This is a genomic window from Glaciecola sp. MF2-115 (assembly GCF_047250385.1).
Taxonomy (GTDB): domain Bacteria; phylum Pseudomonadota; class Gammaproteobacteria; order Enterobacterales; family Alteromonadaceae; genus Glaciecola.
Window position 1 is genome coordinate 1 of the sequence record NZ_JBLBVM010000035.1, and the last position, 19,326, is coordinate 19,326.

Genomic DNA, 19,326 nt, shown 5'->3' on the forward strand with positions numbered 1-19,326 from the left:
ATGAGTGCCCACACAGATTGTCTTGTTATAAATTGTTAAAGAACATGCCAGCTTCTTTCTATTTCACTGGCGGCTTGAAGAGGACTTAAAGTACCGTCTCAAGCGGGATGCGTATACTACCTGCATCAGTTTTATTGTCAAGCTTTTTTATATTTTTATTTGAATTTATTTCTTAGCGTTAAAGCTATATAAAACCAATTCAAATTATACTAAAGCTAACCGTTCTAGTGACGCTACAAACTAATGTTTGCCTGCCTCCCTTGAACAGAGCGCGCATTCTACAGATTAAAACATGTTGTTCAAGCCCCAATATGAAAAAAGTTTGGTTTTTATGACTGTTTGGCGATATTTAGTACGAAAGGCTCAAAAAAGGGACTTTCATTAACAATTTCTTAGCAAATTTGTTAAATAAACTTATCTTTTCTCATTTTAAATAATGTAAGGCTCCTCTTCTTAGTGAATAATAGAAGGTAGACTAACTATTACTTTACTATTTACTTATGCCAGACATTACTATTCTTGCCGTCTTTATTCCTACGTGGTTTTTTATATCAATTACGCCGGGCATGTGTATGACACTCGCAATGACCTTGGGAATGAGTGTTGGCCTGCGCCGAACCTTATGGATGATGCTTGGTGAAGTATTTGGCGTTGCAACTGTTGCTATATTAGCGGTGCTAGGTGTAGCTGCACTCATGCTCAATTATCCATTGTTATTTGTTTGGTTCAAGTGGATCGGCGGTGCTTACCTTGTTTATCTGGGTATAAAAATGTGGTTGGCGAAAGGAGATTTAAGCCAGGATAGTCTGAAACATAGCCAGCTAACAGGGATTAACCTAATTTCACAGGGCTATATAACAGCAGTGGCAAATCCAAAAGGTTGGGCGTTTATGGTCTCAATACTCCCCCCGTTCATTGACGTCGAAAAACCTATCGCGCTGCAATTTAGCGTATTGCTAGTTATTATTATGCTAAGTGAGTTTTTGTGCATGCTTATATATGCGAGTGGTGGTAAAGGTTTAAAACGTTTACTTAGCCGCGGAAACAATGTCATTTGGTTGAATCGGATCGCTGGCAGCTTATTAGCCTTTGTTGGTATCTGGTTAGCATTGTCATAAGCATTTGAAGTGCGATATTGAATATCCTAAGCTTAGAGTTCTACTCGCTTAAAATAATAACCCTAAAACTGATAAGGCAACATTATGACTATTCGTAGTTACCGCAATATTACCCCTACTATAGATGATTCCGTATATATAGATGAAAGCTCAGTATTAGTAGGCGACATTCATATAGGCGAGCAAAGTAGCGTTTGGCCATTGGTTGCAGCTCGAGGCGACGTAAATATTGTGCGCATTGGTGAACGCACCAATATTCAAGATGGTAGCGTTTTACATGTCACCCGAAAGTCAGCGCAAAACCCTGAAGGCTACCCCTTACTTATAGGTGATGATGTAACAGTTGGTCATAAATGTATGCTCCATGGTTGTAAGTTGGGCAATAGAATCTTAGTGGGCATGGGTGCCATTATTATGGACGGTGCGACTGTTGAAGATGACGTCTTCATCGGTGCTGGATCTTTGGTCGCTCCAAACAAGGTATTGGAAAGTGGTTATTTATACGTAGGTAATCCGGCAGTTAAGAAAAGAGCCCTAAAAGATAGTGAGATGGCATTTTTAAAACAAAGTGCAGTAAACTATGTGGAGTTAAGTCGTGAGTACCTTAATCAATAAACTAAAGAAAGATTACTGATTCATTCTTCACTGTTAATTCACAGAATCTTTCAACTCTTGGCGAAGATACTCTAATACTGGCGTAACATCGGGTCGCAAACCAAACCATAAATAGAAACTTTCGGCGGCTTGCCCCACCAACATTCCTAAGCCATCAATCGCTTGAGTGCAGCCAAGCGATTTTGCTTTAGCCACGAAACATGTATCTACATCCTGATAAACCATATCGTAAACCGATGGGTGAGGATGAAAAATCTTGTCCGATAATGCGGGGAGTTGACCATTTAAACTCAAGGACGTTGCGTTGATGATCACATCAAAGACCATATCTTCGCATTCGCTTTCGCTTAAAGCCTGAACGCGTTGGTCATTAGCGACTTCAACCAAACGATGCGCATTTTCCTTACTTCTGTTTGTAATGTAAATTTGCTGAGGTTGCTCAGCTAGTAAGGCTTCCATCGCACCTCTTGCAGCACCACCCGCCCCAATAACTAGAATCACCTTATTCTGCAAATGGATTTGATTTCGCAATAAGTCTGAGACGAGTCCTTTTCCGTCGGTCGTTTCAGCTCGAAAGCCCTGCTTCAACCTAATCAAGGTATTTGCCGCATTCGCTTTACTTACACCACTCGATTTTTCACTCGCCCAATTAGCGGCATCTTCTTTGAAAGGCATCGTAATATTTGCCCCGACCGCATTTGGGTCGGCAAAGAAGTCGTTTAGTTGTTGAGTAAAAATAGCTGGCTCACCTAAGATCCGCTCATATGTGATGTTCAAGTCAAATTGCTGTGCAAACATTTGATGAATAATAGGTGATTTGCTTTGTGCTATGGGGGCCCCAAAAACAGCAAGCTTCTTCGTTGAAGTAAAATTTTCTGGCACGTTAACGCTAACTTTGAAAATAGTATTTATATGAAGAGGATACATTAAAGCAGTTGATAATTAACCCCAGCATTAACATTATTTCTCATAAAAAAAGCCCCAATTCAAAAATTGGGGCCGGCTAGACTGCAGTAAGTTTTTAAGAGTGCGCCTTTAGAAAGTATAACCTAATGAAATCGTAAAGACTGTGGGATCAATTTGAATATCTGAAACACTGCCATTTGCTTCACCTACTTTAAAGCTCGCTTCGGTATCGATATCTATCCAGCGCACTGATGCGTTGAGGTGCCATTTGTCATCAATTTTGTAATCAGCACCTACCTGTGCGGTTAGGCCAAACGAGTTATCGAGATCCAGATTACTTAAACCTGCTGACTTATTTGCGCCAGTAAACTCTTCATCAAAGATAATTGTATAGTTAAGGCCGGCACCAATGTAAGGTTGGAAAGCAGAAGCTGCATCTAGAAAATAGTAGTTGGCAGTCAAAGACGGCGGCAGGTGCGTCACTTCACCGAGTTTGTTACCTGTACCTAGCGGATCCGCAACACTAAAATTAACGTCATGGCTAAATGGGGTTGCAGCCAACAATTCAATATTGAGTTGATCAGTAATAAAGTAAGCAATGTTCAAACCCAATTGTGTATTACTATCTACCGTCAAACTTACGCCTAAGTCTGAACCACCAGCAAATATATTTGAAGCATCGTCATTTGGCGAAACGTTAGTAAACCCAGCTCGAACAAGGAAATCGCCTTTTTCATAAGCCATTGCCGTACTTGAGAGTGCTAGTGCAGTCGTTCCTAGTAGTGATATAACGGCGCCTGATATTAATTTTTTTGTGAAAGTGTTTTGCATATGTGTTCTCGCTTAAGTTGATAAATGGATAAACTGTTAAGACAAACGCCTTGAATAGGGCTTATCTTAGGGCGAGAAAAATTAAAAATATTGATCTGGATTAAAGATTAGAAATAGGACTCAATTGCTTATCTTTCGCTTGATCTGAATCAAAAAAGTGGGGTGTCTGAGGTGCTTGCCTTATTCGTTCAACCAATCTCTTGGTTTAAGAAATGCTTGAATTTTACCTTCAGGTGAATCGGGCGAAGGTTGGTAGTTATATTCCCAACGCGCTAAAGGTGGCATCGACATTAGAATCGACTCCGTTCTTCCTCCGGTTTGCAAACCAAACAAAGTGCCTCGGTCATAAACTAGATTAAACTCAACGTATCTGCCTCGACGATAAAGTTGGAAATCGCGCTCTCGCTGGGTGAAGGGCATGTTTTTTCGCGCTTCAAGAATAGGCACGTAAGCATCTAAGAAACCATTACCAACGTCTTGCATGAAACTAAAGCTTTTATCAAAGCCTTCTGCATTTAGATCGTCAAAGAATAAGCCGCCGACACCGCGAGTTTCATTACGGTGCTTTAAATAAAAATAATCATCACACCACTTTTTATACCGAGCATAAACATCTTCACCATAAGGGTCGCAGATGTTTTTACTTACCTTATGCCAATGTACGCAGTCGTCCTTAAAGGCAAACGACGGCGTTAAATCAAATCCGCCACCAAACCACCAAATAGGATCAGCCCCTTCTCTTTCAGCAATAAAGAAGCGCACATTTGCATGAGAGGTAGGTGCATAAGGGTTGTGAGGATGAATAACCAATGACACACCCATGGCTTGAAAGTGACGCCCAGCTAATTCAGGTCTTGAAGCAGTTGCGGATGCTGGCATCTGATCGCCATAAACATGAGAAAAGTTAACACCTCCCTGTTCTATCGCTGCACCGTTAGTCAACACTCTTGAACGGCCACCGCCACCTTGTTCGCGCACCCATTCATCTTGATGAAAACTACCTTTGCCATCAGCCAACTCTAAGGTTTGACAAATATCGTCCTGTAACTTGAGTAAAAAGGCTTTAACTTCATCAATTTGTTGCTGCTTTATCATAGGGGTGAAACCATTCTTGTATACTTCATGAGGCGTTATGCTCTCAAGGTTTGAAGATTGAGTCCATTAATAATGACACTCGGTGTGTGTTGCTTTCCTAAACTGCCATCGACTATCAAAAGCTCATCGCCAAAATAGGAACGCACTTCCTGACTTGTGCGCGCTGGTTCGGCGCCTGCAGGGTTTGCACTAGTGGATACCATCGGGCTATTCACTCGCTGACACATTTTTTTCACTAAAGAGTGGTCTGTTACTCGCACTGCAACTAGCTCAGAATCGCCACTAATCCAGCTTGGCGTTAAATTACTTTTTGGTAGTAACCACGTTGTGGGACCAGGCCAAGAATTGAATATTTTTTGTTGATGCGCAGGCGGTGTTTTCTCAATATGCACGAAAGGTCTGAGTTGCTCAAAGTCACCGGCAATAAGAATAACGCCCTTTTCGACAGGACGGGATTTTAAACGCAGTATTTCTAGCATAGCAACTTCTGAAAGTGGGTCACAACCTAAACCGAAGACCGCCTCGGTAGGATATGCGAAACATTGTTGATGACGAAAAGCATGCTCAAAGGCCTGCATGAAGTAACCTCAATAAATAGAAACTTGAATTGTTAATAAGGATTATAGTGCTTGTTTGTGCTGACAGTTCACTTGTGGACAAATCAAGCCCTTCTCAGGATGATTTTTATCCACTAACACCATCACTCTCCATGCACAGCTTTCACAAGCAGTATTTACAGGCGCGGAATTTAACATATATTTGCACTTTGGATAATCGTCACACGCATAAAAATATTTGCCGTATTTATTCTGACGTTTAACTAAGTTGCCATGCTTGCATTTTGGGCAGCTTAATTTAACCGAATTTTTCATGCTGTCATGATCTGCTGACGTGTCTGAACTACTTTTAACAACGCCATCTTTCGTAACCATATCTCTAGTGGCGATAAAGTGACAATCTGGAAAGCCGGTGCAGCCAATAAACATGCCGTAACGACCTTTCTTCACCGCTAAGTCTTGCCCACATTCAGGACAAGCAGTGCCTTCCATAACTTTGAGTATGGTGACATCGTTTTTGTGTAAATGCTGGGTGTGTTTGCATGTGGGGTAATTTTGACAAGCTAGGAACGACGATTTGTTCGCATGCTTTAAAACTAGTTGGCCCTCGCATTCAGGGCACTTTCCGTAGGCTTCATCTAAAGCATGTTGATCGGCAGAAAATAAGGAGTGATCAATTTTAGCCATTATTAATGCAGAGGACCTTCCTGAACTTCAAACAAAAGATCTTCCATTTGTTCATAAGCCCATTCTTTACCAGGCACATTAAATAAGACCATTAGAATGACCCACTTTAGATCTTCTAAGCAGAATTCTTTGGATTCGATTTCCATTGTGCGATCAATCACCATTTCTCGCGTGCTGATATCTAGGACTTTTACTTGTTCCAAGAAAATGAGAAAGCCTCGGCACTGCACATCAAGACGCATTTGTTCTTCTGGCGTATATACTCTGGTACTGTTAGGCACCGTCACTCGAGACAAGTAAGGTGTGGAATCGGTTTCTTTTAAGGCTGCAAGTTTTTCAACCCAAGCAAGTGCTTTGTAGATTTCGTCGTGATGAAAACCTGCGCGAACCAATTCATCGGCCAATTCGTCATGGTCGACTCTAAACTCGCTCCCACTGTGTACAAGGTTTTCGAACAAGTACATGAGGATATCAAACATATTTAGCCCCTCAATTTAAGGTAACCTTCAGACGTAGAAGTTACAAACCCGCGCAGCTCATATTCTAGTAACTGGACAAATAATGTGGAAACTGATTGTCCGGTGCGCTTAGCAATAACATCTATTGGAGTGATATCAAAATCGACCGCTTGTAAAAGCAATGATGAATCGTCTTTTTCATCATAATGCTCTGGCTTGCAAACGACGTCTTGATTAGATGTATCTCCTACACTATCTAACAATCTTGGGCTTGCCAAGTTTTGTTTTGGTTTTTTTTCAGCCTCCTGTTTTTGTACTGTTTTTATCGATAATTCCGGCAACTCATCGAAGATATCTTGAGCACATTCAGTCAGTTTTGCCCCCTGCTTGATTAACCAATGGCAACCTTCTGCTTGTTTGTTATTAATATTGCTTGGCATGGCGAAGACTTCTCTTCCCTGTTCAAGGGCATATTTGGCTGTTACTAACGAGCCACTCTTAATGCGAGCTTCGCTTACAAGCGTACCTAAGCTCAAACCGCTTATGATCCTATTTCTGCGCGGGAACAACTTTGGTGAAGGCAAAACACTAGGTGGGAATTCGCTAAGTAATAGACCGTTCTGACGAATTTTCTCATACAAGTGCGCATGCCTTTTCGGATAAACAACATCAATACCATTCCCAAGCACTGCGATAGTTCTGCCCAGCCCTTCCTCTTGACTAAATGCGAGTGCTGTTTGATGGCTTTGTGCATCAATCCCTAATGCCAGACCGCTGGTAATGACAAGAGGTGACTGCATCAGTACTTCACTTAAAAGCATGTTTGTATTCGTTAAACCGCTGTGTGTTGGTCCCCGACTACCAACCACGGCTAATTGTGCTTGTTGTAATAAGCGATGGTCGCCATCGGTAAACATTAACAATGGTGCTTGAGCTATTTGTTTAAGCTGCTCAGGATATTCATTGCAATCATAGGTGATGATACCGCGTTGACTGTCGCCATTAAGCCAAGTCATACATTTTTGTGTGAAGGGGTGAGCTTCGCGCAGGCAGGCAATTTGTTCACTTTGCCAGCCCAATGCTTCGAGCTCCTCCGACTTAACATTTAATAAGTTTGATAAGGTTGTATTGTAAGTTTGGGCTGTTTTTAATAAGCCCTTAATACCTACATTTGGGATGGCTGTTAACGCAAGCCAATAGCGGATTTCTTCTTCTGATGTGATCATGCAAACCTTCCTTGGTTTTTTATTTAGGGCTTAAAACAAAACAAGTAGCCTAGGCTACTTGTTTTCTTATTTCTGCATGAAAGAAAAGTGATTAAGGTTTCCCTAAATACTCACCGCCTTTCATATGCCTTTCAGCTTCTGTAACCCAAGCGTAACTGGCATTTTCGAACGTTTTGAATATTACCAACTCGCCAATTTTGAATGCGGGTTGTTCAACACGATCGGAACCGCTGAATGCTTCTTTAATCGGGCTCATACCCAATTGATATTTAGGTTTCTCACCGTCTAAAATAGTCGGCCCTTGAGCATATATGCCCATGATTGTGCCCGGTTCAACTTCTGATGAACCTAATGAAATGACTACTACATCGCGTTTTCCAATGAGTGAACGATCTTCGATATTAGCAATAATACGTCCTATTTGATCCGTAGAAGCCTTCAAAATCAAATCGGAATTATCAAACACTTCAACTGGATGTAATTTATCGCCTTGACGCGCTTCACGATTACTCTTAATAACTCTAACAATTTGTTGATTTCCTGAACCCGACTTCATTAGTTCAACTTCGCCAATGTTGCGAATTTGATAACCCAATTCATTGCCTTCTGTATCTTTTAACAACTTACTCTTGCGAATAATGGTGTAATTCGTATCCGTGCTCATTGGCTTATGGCTCAATACAAAATCTTTCGCGACAAAGGTTGTTGCTCCGTCGTTATTACCTAATAACTGAGGTAAGTCGTTATATGTATCAACAGCAACAATACTGTCATTTCTAAAGTATGGGCCAAGCGCCTTCCAAGGTAATACACCAATAGGAGATGGCTTTGTTTTTGTAACTGACTCAGGTGATAAAGAAAGCTTAGGCTTGTCACGCACAATTTCCATAACAGGCTGGCCATCGACATAACGTAAACGCAAAACATCGCCCGGATAAATCAAGTGCGGGTTTTCGATTTGCGTATTGTTGCGCCAAAGCTCTGGCCATAGCCAAGGTTGGTCCAGAAACAAATTCGAGATATCCCACAAAGTATCGCCCTTTTTGACGACATAGGTTTGCGGAGCATCAGTTTTAATATTGATAATATCCGCCAATGCTGACTTAACGTTTATCATAAACGTCCCGAAAACAATGAGGCCCAGCATCGAAAGTTTTTTAATCATAGTCATTCTTATACTACTCTTGGTGTGCTCGTGAGTCGCCTGTACTTCGGGCTAGTTTTGCCACAGACACATTAATTTTAGGTCTATTTATATAGTTATCGGTTTATTTTTCAGAAAATTAACCCCATATCTAGTCCACAGACTTTGGCTTATGCGGTAGAATAGACAAATTATGCAAGGTTTAAATAACTATTCTGCATTAATAGTATATTTTTTAATACTGACTAGATGAGTGGTTTTAACAATGACAGTAAGAACTGTATTAACCTTTCCAGACGAGAGACTACGCACTGTAGCAACGCCTGTAGAGGAAGTGAACAGCGAAATTCAGACGCTGGTGGACGACATGTTCGATACCATGAAAGACGAAAAAGGTATTGGTTTAGCAGCAACACAAATTGACGTTCACAAGCGTGTTGTGGTGATGGATGTTTCTGAAGAACAAAACGAACCGAGGGTTTTTATTAATCCAGAGATAACGAAAATGGAAGGTTCTACCATTAGCGAAGAAGGTTGTTTGTCTGTTCCAAATAATTACGCCAAAGTAGATAGAGCTGAAAAAGTCACGGTAAAAGCACTGGATCGCGACGGTAAACCTTTTGAGCTAGAGGCCGATGGTTTACTTGCTGTTTGCATTCAGCACGAACTCGATCATTTAAAGGGCAAACTCTTTGTTGATTATCTGTCTACCCTGAAACGTGATCGAATCAAAAAGAAGCTTGAGAAAGAAGCTAAATTGGCGGCAAAGCTCTAGGTTTAGACCTAAACTCTGTTGCATAGCTTATTAACGCTCCATTGACTTTAGTTTTAAGGACGAGAATACATTGGCTAATTCATTGAATATTATCTTTGCTGGTACACCCGACTTCGCTGCAAAACACTTAGCCGCGCTATACGCTAGTGAACATAATGTCGTTGCTGTTTATACTCAGCCTGATCGTCCAGCGGGTCGTGGTAAAAAGTTAATGCCAAGCGCAGTGAAGACCTTAGCACTTGAAAACAATAGTCCCGTTTTTCAGCCAGCGTCATTGAAAAATGCAGAAGCGCAAGAAGAACTCAAAGCGCTAAACGCTGACATAATGATTGTTGTAGCTTACGGTCTTATCCTACCAAAAGCGGTACTAGAAACACCTAAACTCGGTTGCTTGAATGTGCATGGATCACTTTTGCCGAAATGGCGAGGGGCCGCTCCGATTCAGCGTGCAATATGGGCAGGTGATAAATTTACCGGCATTAGTATTATGCAAATGGATGAAGGGCTTGATACCGGCGCAGTATTATTAGAAAAAAGCATGGCCATCACTGGAGCAGCAACCAGTGCAAGTTTGTATGACGATCTCGCCGAATTAGGTCCTGAAGCACTAATTGAAACACTAGACAATCTTGAAAACTTAACACCGTCGGTGCAAAACGACGAAGAGGCAACATACGCGCACAAACTATCCAAAGAAGAAGCGCGTATTGATTGGACATTAAGTGCTCATCAACTCGCTCGAAATGTTAGAGCCTTTAATCCATGGCCTGTTGTATGGTTTGCGTATGGAGATGAATCAATCAAAGTGTGGCAAGTTGAAGTATTAGAATCGTTCGAAGAACTTCCTGCCGGCACAATTGTGAATGTAGATAAAAACGGCATTGAAGTGGCAACAGGCGAGCATAATTTACTACTAACTCTCATCCAAATCCCTGGCAAAAAAGCGCAAGCAGTTAGCGATATTATTAATGGGAAACCAGATATGTTCGTTGTTGGTCATCGTATAGCATGAAGCCTTCTAACAAAAATAAAAAAGCACCTTCAAAATTAGGCTATAAAAATAAAACAAAAAGCGCCTACCAATTAAGCCATCGACCACACATGCGAGCCGATGCTGCTTGGGTGTTATTTCAGATATTAGAACATGGTAAATCTTCACGCGAAGTTATGCCCAAAGTTTTTGATCGCCATGAAGGAAAAGACAACGCATGGCTACAAGAAATGGTATTTGGTTGCTTACGCGAACTGCCAAAGTTGCAATATTGGTTGCGCCAACTTTTAAGTAAACCATTAAAAGGCGAGCAGAAAATTGTTGAACATCTGATCATGCTCGGTTTTTATCAGCTCGTTTTTACCCGCACCTCAGAACACGCAGCCGTTTCAGAAACGGTTGAAGCTTGTGCCGCATTAGGCCAACACCGTTTGAAAGGCTTGGTTAATGCTAATTTACGAAATTTTCAACGAGAAAATTTAGCCGAACAAGAAATTGATGTCCCGCACATTCAAGTTGGTTTGCCTAAATGGTTACACAAGCAACTATTGCAACATTATCCAGATCAGGTCGCCGAGATTGCTGAGCAAATTAACGCACGCCCTCCTTTATGGTTGCGCGTTAACGCCGCTAAAGGCAGCACGCTAAATTACACAGCGAAACTCGATGCCCAAGGTATTGAATATGAAGCAGTTGATAATGGCGTAGAACCACTAAATTTATTGGACGTGAATGCAACTCACGCATTGAAACTGATTAAGCGCACTGATATTACCGCTTTGCCCGGTTTCGATGAGGGTTTGTTTGCGGTGCAAGATTTGGCGGCACAGCTTGCTGCCGAATTATTGGATGTGCAGCCTGGCGACGATGTATTAGATTGTTGCGCAGCACCAGGTGGGAAAACCGCTCACATTCTAGAGAGCCAAGCAAAGCTAGCAAGCTTAGATGCGATAGATAGCGATGGTCAGCGTCTTGAGCGCGTTGATGAGAACATGCAGCGCTTAGGTCACGACCAGAGTTTTGGTGACAAATTAAACTTGTATGTGGTTGATGCCTCAAGTGAAGAGGTCTTGAATCGCGTATTAAAAGATAAACAGTACGATCGTATTTTATTGGATGCGCCCTGCTCCGCCACTGGCGTTATCCGTCGCCACCCCGATATACGTTGGTTGAGAAAAGCCACTGACATCGAAAACACAGTGGCACTACAAAAAGTGATTCTGGCGCAAATTTGGCAACGTCTTAAGCCCGGTGGCACATTGTTATACGCAACTTGTTCAATATTAAAACAAGAAAATGAACAACAAATCGCCGCTTTTTTAGCGACACAAGCAGATGCCAGTTTAGTGCCCTTACATGAAAATGACACACCAGAATGCCCAGGCTTACAAATATTGCCAGGGCAAGCACAAATGGATGGTTTCTATTATGCAAGACTGCTAAAGTCTTGATACTTGAGCTTAAAATTTACGTGTTCGAGTCATTCTGGCATCAGGAAATAAAGCAATGAAAATCATCATCATAGGCGCAGGACAAGTTGGCGGCACATTAGCCGAAAACTTAGTTGGCGAAAAGAACGAAATTACCATTATCGATCAAGATATGGATACATTGCGAAACCTCCAAGACAGACTCGACTTACAGGTTGTATGTGGCGTGGGCTCACATCCTGACGTGTTAAAAAAAGCAGGCGCTGCTGATGCCGACATGCTTATCGCGGTGACCAATAGCGATGAAAGCAACATGATGGCCTGCCAAGTGGCATTTAGCCTATTCAAGACGCCTACAAAAATAGCCCGCGTACGCTCGGAACAATACATTATTTATCAAGAACACCTATTCAAACATAACGATATTCCAGTTGATCACCTCATTGCGCCGGAACAACTCGTTACCAAAGCAATAAAGCGCTTAATCGATTACCCTGGTGCCTTACAAGTAGTTGAATTCGCTGACGGCAAAGCCAGCTTAGTAGCAGTAAGAGCTTATTATGGTGGTTTACTTGTTGGGCATGCATTGTCGGCGTTAAAAGAACATATGCCGAATGTGGATACCCGAGTCGCGGCGATATATCGTCGTGGCAAGCCGATTCGCCCGCTTGGTTCCACCGTGATTGAAGCTGATGACGAAGTCTTCTTCATAGCCGATACCAAACATATTCGTGCGGTAATGAGTGAACTGCAAAAGCTCGAGTCGAGTTACAAACGTATTATGATTGCCGGTGGTGGTTTAATTGGCGCTGGGCTTGCGAAACGACTTGAGAATAAGCACAACGTTAAACTAATTGAATATAACGCAGAACGGGCGAAAGAGCTTTCGACCATGCTTGGCAAAACGATTGTATTCCATGGCGATGCGTCAGATTCAAGCTTGTTAAGTGAAGAGAACGTAGAACAAGTCGACGCTTTTATCGCTGTTACCAATGACGATGAAGCGAATATTATGTCTGCGATGTTAGCTAAGCGAATGGGAGCCGCGAAAGCGATGGTGCTCATTCAGCGAAGTGCATACGTAGACTTAGTGCAAGGTGGCGAGATTGATATTGCCTTTTCACCGCAACAAGCAACAATATCCGCCCTTCTAACTCATGTTCGTCGTGGCGATATCGTCAACGTTTACTCATTGCGAAGAGGTGCCGCGGAAGCCATCGAAGCAATCGCGCACGGCGATGAAAGCACGTCCAAAGTAGTTGGCAAACAAATACAAGAAATACGATTACCACCAGGCACAACCATTGGCGCGATTGTGCGTGAAGATGAAGTTATTATTGCTCACAGCGATACTGTGATAAAAGCCAATGACCACGTTATCTTGTTCTTAGTCGATAAGAAGTTTATTTGGGACGTCGAGAAATTGTTCCAACCTAGCGCATTGTTTTTTGGGTAGTTGCTATTAATTTAGTTGGCGCTAGTTTTACTTTGTTTGAGAACTACCCACTCGTATTTCCTTCGTTTTAGAACCACCACATCGTCTTTCCTTCTCAGGAAGGAATCTCCTCAATCAAGGTATGAACCAACCAGATAGATAACAACTTCACTTACAATCTACTCTTTATCTCTCATAATTTTATTTACTTGCCTCTACAAACATGAAACGGTAGATTGTAGCTATCATATTGAAAATTATATATTTATCTAAGGAGAGACTTTGAAGGTTTTAAAAATTGTAGGTCTGGTTGCTTTGTTTTTGGTTTTAGTTGCTGGTTCATTTATCGTTTATATGGATTATGAGTACGAAAAGGAGCTGGCCGAAGAGAGACAAAAAGAAGATACTTTTATTAAGGATAATTTTAGTCCAATCATTGACGCATATTTGACTGCAGTAAATAGCTGTGACGTTGAAGCCAGTCAACAAATGTTTTCCTCAAAAGGCCAAGAAGCAATAATGCAATCGGCTGAACTCAAGAAATTATATACCTCTGTCACACAAGCCTCCTGCAGGGAATTGACTTTAAGCGTGAAAGACTTTGGCAAATTCCACAACATTAAAGAAGGTGTTGAGTCGTCGGTTCGCGTTAAACTAACAGCCGCAATAAAAAATAAAAGCAATCATGCTGACGATGATATCTATAGAAAGTGGAAGTTTATCAAAGAACAAGGTGTTTGGAGAATTAATAGCCTCGCTGGCGTAAATTTTGCCGCACAAATATTGGAAGAAGAGCTAGGTATCAAGGCCGATGGCAATTAAATCTAGTAGTGAAATGTTTAACGACGCAATCAAGTCATGACAGTTTAAGAGCAGTCCCCCAGTCTAAAACACTTAGTTAATGGGGGATAAACATAGCGAGAGAGATTAGATTCACTCTGTCTTAGCGAAATACTAAAGAGCCAATAGGCCTTAACTTCTCCAAAAAGTCGGCGAAAACAAAACTAATAAAGAGAATATTTCGAGTCGACCAAATAGCATCGCAGTTACTAACAACCACTTTCCTGCATCAGCTACATCTGCATATGTACCAGCAACAGCGCCGAGACCTGGACCTAAGTTATTTAGGGTTGCTGCCGTAGCTGAGAAGGCCGTTATATCATCCATTCCTGTAGCGATGAGCGCAATCATAATAACAACAAACACAATCGCATAGGCAGAAAAGAACCCCCATACCGCTTCAACCACACGTTCTGGCATTGCACGATCGCCCAGCTTAACTGCATAAACGGCTTTTGGATGAATAAGCCTATCGACTTCACGCTTTCCTTGTAAGAACAGGAGGAAAACACGAATAACTTTGAGGCCACCACCTGTTGAACCTGCGCAGCCACCAATGAAACTAGAGAATATCAAAATGATCGGCAAGAATGCGGGCCATGAGGAAAAATCAGTGGTAGCAAAACCTGCCGTCGTGCTAATAGATACGGCTTGAATCAATGCCTGATCGAGTGCCATTTCAGCAGATTCATAGACGGTATGATAAACGAGTACCAAGAAGCATAGCGTGACCAAGCTTAGCTGGATCGTAAAGAAGGCTTTGCATTCTGGATCTTTAAAGTAGTTTCGAATGTTCCGCCCAGATACAGCTGCATAGTGTAATGAGAAGTTAAGTGCAGCGATCCACAAGAAAACAACACACACCACATTTACGGCGACGCTATTAAAATAGCCTAAGCTCGCATCATAAGTAGAAAAACCGCCAATAGCGATAGTTGAGAATGCATGACAGACCGCGTCAAATAAGTTCATACCGGCAATCCAATATGCAACAGTACAAGCGGTAGTAAGCGACAAATAGATGTACCATAAGTGCTTAGCCGTATCGGCGATACGCGGCGTCATTTTTGAGTCTTTAACTGGTCCTGGAGTTTCCGCACGATATAGCTGCATACCACCTACACCTAATATAGGTAGGATTGCCACAGCCAACACGATAATACCCATGCCGCCTAGCCATTGCAGTTGTTGTCGATAAAATTGCACCGCTTTAGGTAAATATTCGATCCCTTCAATGACCGTCGCACCGGTAGTGGTTAAGCCTGAAAAGGCCTCAAACATAGCGTCAGTAAGACTCATCTGCGGTTGTTCAAGGAGTAAGAAAGGAAGCGCACCAAACGACGCCAGTACCGTCCAAAATAGCACGACTATTAGGAAGCCTTCTTTTGCTCTAAGGTCTGCACGCGAGCGACGGTTTGGATACCAAAAGGCAATGCCTGTAAGAATTGAGAGAACAAAAGCAAGGACGAAAGCCAAGCCACTGCCATCGCCATAAATAAGAGAAATCAATGCAGGAGGGATCATCGTTACACTGAATAGAGCGACGAGTAGTCCTAAAATACGAATGATGGCGCGGTATTGCATTTACACTATGCCTTTTTGTTATTACTTGCTTATTACAAGGCAAAACTTAAAAAACGCCAACTTAAGGAATGCTTTCGCAGGGTCTTTCAAGATCTTATAATAATGTGCTCTTGGTGAATGAAATTCACTTAATAATGAGTAAGCTAGAGCACCTTATAAGCGATGGTAAATTGAATCGGACTGAGATCCAATTTATTTCTCCAAATTCTAAAGAATTACTCTCTGAAATTTTGAAAATGAGATAGTGGCAGAGTCAATACGCTGCCAAATACGTTGCCAAAATAGTGCCAATATTTTCATTTTTTAGTAACTTCTTGTTCTCATTGAACAATTAAATTAGTTGAAAATAATGCTTGGAAATAGCTCATTTTGTGTTAGATTTTAGCGGTTACTTTAGTCGCTCTTTTCTCGAGCTATCGAGCTTTCCTTAAGCAGCAAGTAACCTTTGACTGGTAGAAAATGCTAGTCGCAAACTTCTTCAAAGAGGTTTTAAAAAGAAATAGTGCAAGCAAAGTGCACAAGGGAATAAAAATAATAACAGGATTCAGATTTTCCTCATCAATTATTGTAGTTAGCCCTCATACGGAATGCGTTTCCTTTAACTAGGAAAGGTACGATGAAGTGCGCCTCCATCAATTTAACCACAGACTTATCCACAGGTTTTATAAAAAGCAATTTGTGGCTACAAGCCAATAAATATGGCATTCTCCATTCTATAAAGTATTAATACGAGCAGATGATGGAAAAACAATCAACAAGCCCACTAGTCCTAGTTGACGGTTCCTCTTACCTATTTAGAGCGTTCCACGGCCTCCCGCCTCTTACGAACTCAAAAGGGCAAGATACTGGAGCTATTTATGGCGTAGTAAATATGCTCCGCAGCCTAATGAGCACCTATAAGCCAAGCCATATCGCGGTAGTATTTGATGCGAAAGGTAAAACATTTCGTGATGATATTTATAAAGAATATAAAGCTAATCGTCCGCCTATGCCTGACGAGCTTCGTTCACAAATAGCACCCTTACATGAAATTGTGAAAGCGATGGGTTTTCCCATTATTGTGGAAGACGGCGTTGAAGCCGATGATGTTATCGGTACTCTCGCTCACCAAGCCTCTGCGCAAGGCATCGAATGTGTGATTAGCACCGGCGACAAAGACATGGCGCAACTGGTTGATGATCACGTTACACTTATTAACACAATGACCAACACTGCTATGGATAAAGCCCGTGTAGTCGAAAAGTTTGGTGTCCCTGCAGAGCTCATCATCGACTACCTCGCAATGAAAGGCGACAAAGTAGATAACATTCCTGGTATTCCGGGTGTGGGTGATAAAAGCGCTGTTGCGATGTTAAATGGCATCGGTGGCTTAAAAGAGATTTATGCAAACCTTGATAAGATCGCCAGTCTTGAGTTCCGTGGCGCGAAAACGATGGGCGCAAAAATGGCTCAGTATGAAGAACAAGCGATGTTGTCGTATGAACTCGCAACAATCGAGTGTGAGTTAAAACTTGAGTACGAGCCGACGACATTAAACATGGGTGAAATGGATAAACCCGCTCTGCAAACTCTGTTCGCTGAGTACGAATTTAAACGTTGGTTGGCTGAAGTGAGTGACGGCAGTGTTACGAATGCGAATGCTGCAAGTAAACCAATGACAACGGATGGTGAAGAATCAGCGAACAACGGCGAGCAGATCGAGAGTGCTGCAACACAAGCTTTTGATAGATCCAAATATGACGTTGTTTTAACACAATCTCAACTCGATGAGTGGATAGCAAAAATCAACGCAGCAGATTATTACGCGGTTGATACAGAGACAACGAGTATCGACTACATGCAAGCTGAGTTGGTTGGACTTTCGTTCTCAACAGCAGAAAACGAAGCCTGTTACATTCCCGTCGGTCATGATTACGCGGGCGCTCCAGAGCAACTTGATCGCGATGAAGTACTAACACAGCTAAAACCCATCCTTGAAGATAAAGCAGCGAAGAAAATTGGTCAGCATATTAAGTACGATAAGAACGTTTTAGCTAACTACAACATTAAATTGCAAGGCATATTGTCAGACACTATGCTGGCATCGTACGTATTAAACAGCGTTGCAACTAGACACGACATGGACAGCTTGTCTCTAAAATATTTGGGCCACAACACCATTCATTTTGAAGATATCGCAGGTAAAGGTGCCAAGCAGATCACCTTCAATCAAATTGCATTAGAAGAAGCCGCTCCTTATGCGGCAGAAGATGCAGACGTAACATTGCGCTTGCACGAAGCATTGCAAATGTTACTAAAAGATAAAGGCGCTTTACCCTCGGTTCTAAACGACATTGAAGTCCCCCTTTCATCAGTGTTGGCAAAAATGGAACAAAACGGCGTATTGATTGATAGTCAACTTTTAGGTCAGCAAAGCCAAACACTAGCCGCTCGTATCATGGAGCTAGAAAACGAAGTTCACGAGTTAGCTGGAGAGTCGTTTAACTTAGGTTCAACGAAGCAACTGCAGCACATACTTTTTGAAAAAATGAGTTTGCCGGTAGTGAAGAAAACGCCGAAAGGTGCACCGTCGACTTCTGAAGAAGTTTTACAAGAGCTTGCCTTGGAATACGAACTTCCGAAGATGATCATGGAATATAGAGGCTTAACGAAACTCAAAAATACCTACACTGAAAAATTACCTAAGATGATCCATCATCGCACTGGCCGCGTGCATACTTCATATCACCAAGCAATTACTGCGACAGGTCGATTATCATCCACAGATCCTAACTTACAAAATATTCCAATTCGTACCCCTGAAGGCAGGCAAGTTCGCCAAGCTTTTATTGCACGCCCTGGGTATAAAGTCGTGGCTGCCGATTACAGCCAAATTGAATTACGGATTATGGCGCACTTAAGTAAAGATAATGGCTTAGTTAGCGCATTCTCTTCAGGAAAAGATATTCACAGCGCAACTGCCGCGGAAGTATTTGATGTTCCCTTGAATGAGGTGTCGGTGAACGAACGTCGTAGTGCCAAAGCTATCAACTTCGGGTTGATATATGGCATGTCGGCATTCGGTCTCTCGAAGCAACTTAATATTTCGCGCTATGATGCTCAGCAATACATGGATTTATACTTTGAGCGTTACCCTGGCGTATTGAGCTATATGGAATCGACAAGAGAAAGTGCCAAACAAAAAGGTTACGTTAGTACGGTATTCGACCGTCGCTTGTATTTGCCAGATATCAAAGCCAGCAATGCGATGCGCCGCAATGGGGCTGAGCGTGCTGCTATCAATGCGCCGATGCAAGGTACGGCAGCCGATATCATTAAGAAAGCCATGATCGATGTCGATGCTTGGATCAACGATATTCAAGATGAAGATATTCTTATGATCATGCAGGTGCACGATGAATTAGTGTTTGAAATTAAAGAAGAACGCCTTGATGAATATGTCGCCAAGATTAAATCTTTGATGGAAAAAACAGTGAAGCTTGATGTGCCATTAGTTGTCGATGTTGGTATTGGTAACAACTGGGACGAAGCGCACTAGCGTGATTTGAAAGTGCGTATCAAAGTTTTAAACTAGTATTAAGGTTTGAAGCTCGAACATCTTTGTGAAACCCGCTATTGGTCGTGTTTGCGCTAT

17 protein-coding genes are annotated in these 19,326 nt (G+C 42.0%); 8 read left to right on the forward strand and 9 right to left on the reverse strand.

The features are described 5' to 3' along the window. Positions 1-500 precede the first annotated feature (500 nt). Positions 501-1,118 (forward strand): LysE family translocator, encoded by a 618-nt coding sequence (locus ACKLNX_RS02095; protein ID WP_412971061.1) that lies wholly within the window; start codon positions 501-503, stop codon positions 1,116-1,118. An 84-nt stretch (positions 1,119-1,202) separates the two neighbouring features. Beyond that, positions 1,203-1,733, forward strand: coding sequence for a gamma carbonic anhydrase family protein (locus ACKLNX_RS02100; RefSeq protein ID WP_412971062.1), 531 nt, complete (start codon positions 1,203-1,205; stop codon positions 1,731-1,733). Between the two features lie 33 nt (positions 1,734-1,766). Here the strand turns inward: ACKLNX_RS02100 and aroE are convergent, their stop codons facing one another. The 8 genes from aroE to ACKLNX_RS02140 all read right to left on the reverse strand — a co-directional run bounded on the left by aroE (position 1,767) and on the right by ACKLNX_RS02140 (position 8,658). After that, positions 1,767-2,615, reverse strand: coding sequence for a shikimate dehydrogenase (gene aroE, locus ACKLNX_RS02105; protein WP_411695597.1), 849 nt, complete (start codon positions 2,613-2,615; stop codon positions 1,767-1,769). A gap of 153 nt (positions 2,616-2,768) precedes the next feature. After that, on the reverse strand, positions 2,769-3,470 hold the full coding sequence (locus ACKLNX_RS02110; protein WP_412971063.1) for an OmpW/AlkL family protein: 702 nt from the start codon (positions 3,468-3,470) through the stop codon (positions 2,769-2,771). Positions 3,471-3,650: 180 nt separating this feature from the next. Further along, complete coding sequence (gene hemF, locus ACKLNX_RS02115) at positions 3,651-4,565, reverse strand: oxygen-dependent coproporphyrinogen oxidase (RefSeq protein ID WP_411695595.1); 915 nt, start codon at positions 4,563-4,565, stop codon at positions 3,651-3,653. Between the two features lie 35 nt (positions 4,566-4,600). Beyond that, positions 4,601-5,143, reverse strand: coding sequence for a Sua5/YciO/YrdC/YwlC family protein (locus ACKLNX_RS02120; RefSeq protein WP_412971064.1), 543 nt, complete (start codon positions 5,141-5,143; stop codon positions 4,601-4,603). A gap of 42 nt (positions 5,144-5,185) precedes the next feature. Further along, positions 5,186-5,809, reverse strand: coding sequence for a topoisomerase DNA-binding C4 zinc finger domain-containing protein (locus ACKLNX_RS02125; RefSeq protein WP_412971065.1), 624 nt, complete (start codon positions 5,807-5,809; stop codon positions 5,186-5,188). A gap of 2 nt (positions 5,810-5,811) precedes the next feature. After that, positions 5,812-6,288, reverse strand: a complete 477-nt coding sequence (locus ACKLNX_RS02130; protein WP_411695592.1) for a DUF494 family protein — start codon at positions 6,286-6,288, stop codon at positions 5,812-5,814. Between the two features lie 2 nt (positions 6,289-6,290). Next, complete coding sequence (gene dprA, locus ACKLNX_RS02135) at positions 6,291-7,493, reverse strand: DNA-processing protein DprA (protein ID WP_412971066.1); 1,203 nt, start codon at positions 7,491-7,493, stop codon at positions 6,291-6,293. 91 nt (positions 7,494-7,584) lie between these two features. Then, positions 7,585-8,658: a LysM peptidoglycan-binding domain-containing protein gene (locus tag ACKLNX_RS02140; RefSeq protein ID WP_411695590.1), complete on the reverse strand. Its 1,074-nt coding sequence runs from the start codon at positions 8,656-8,658 to the stop codon at positions 7,585-7,587. Positions 8,659-8,902: 244 nt separating this feature from the next. On the opposite strand from ACKLNX_RS02140, the gene def reads away from it, so the two are divergent. The 5 genes from def (at position 8,903) to ACKLNX_RS02165 (ending at position 14,090) form a co-directional block, all read left to right on the forward strand. Next, a complete protein-coding gene (def, locus tag ACKLNX_RS02145; protein WP_411695589.1) occupies positions 8,903-9,412 on the forward strand; it encodes a peptide deformylase in 510 nt (169 codons plus the stop codon). 70 nt (positions 9,413-9,482) lie between these two features. Next, positions 9,483-10,424: a methionyl-tRNA formyltransferase gene (gene fmt / locus ACKLNX_RS02150; RefSeq protein WP_412971067.1), complete on the forward strand. Its 942-nt coding sequence runs from the start codon at positions 9,483-9,485 to the stop codon at positions 10,422-10,424. Further along, the gene (rsmB, locus tag ACKLNX_RS02155) at positions 10,421-11,854 is read left to right on the forward strand and encodes a 16S rRNA (cytosine(967)-C(5))-methyltransferase RsmB (RefSeq protein WP_412971068.1); all 1,434 of its coding nucleotides are present in this window, start codon (positions 10,421-10,423) and stop codon (positions 11,852-11,854) included. Before fmt ends, rsmB begins: the two co-directional genes overlap by 4 nt. A 55-nt stretch (positions 11,855-11,909) precedes the next feature. After that, positions 11,910-13,289, forward strand: a complete 1,380-nt coding sequence (gene trkA / locus ACKLNX_RS02160; protein ID WP_412971069.1) for a Trk system potassium transporter TrkA — start codon at positions 11,910-11,912, stop codon at positions 13,287-13,289. Positions 13,290-13,550: 261 nt separating this feature from the next. After that, a complete protein-coding gene (locus tag ACKLNX_RS02165) occupies positions 13,551-14,090 on the forward strand; it encodes a hypothetical protein (protein WP_412971070.1) in 540 nt (179 codons plus the stop codon). A 150-nt stretch (positions 14,091-14,240) separates the two neighbouring features. Here ACKLNX_RS02165 and ACKLNX_RS02170 read toward each other — a convergent pair whose 3' ends face one another. Next, positions 14,241-15,692 (reverse strand): TrkH family potassium uptake protein, encoded by a 1,452-nt coding sequence (locus ACKLNX_RS02170; protein ID WP_412971071.1) that lies wholly within the window; start codon positions 15,690-15,692, stop codon positions 14,241-14,243. A 739-nt stretch (positions 15,693-16,431) separates the two neighbouring features. Between ACKLNX_RS02170 and polA the strand changes: the two genes are divergently transcribed. Beyond that, positions 16,432-19,230 (forward strand): DNA polymerase I, encoded by a 2,799-nt coding sequence (gene polA / locus ACKLNX_RS02175; protein WP_412971072.1) that lies wholly within the window; start codon positions 16,432-16,434, stop codon positions 19,228-19,230. Positions 19,231-19,326 lie beyond the last annotated feature (96 nt).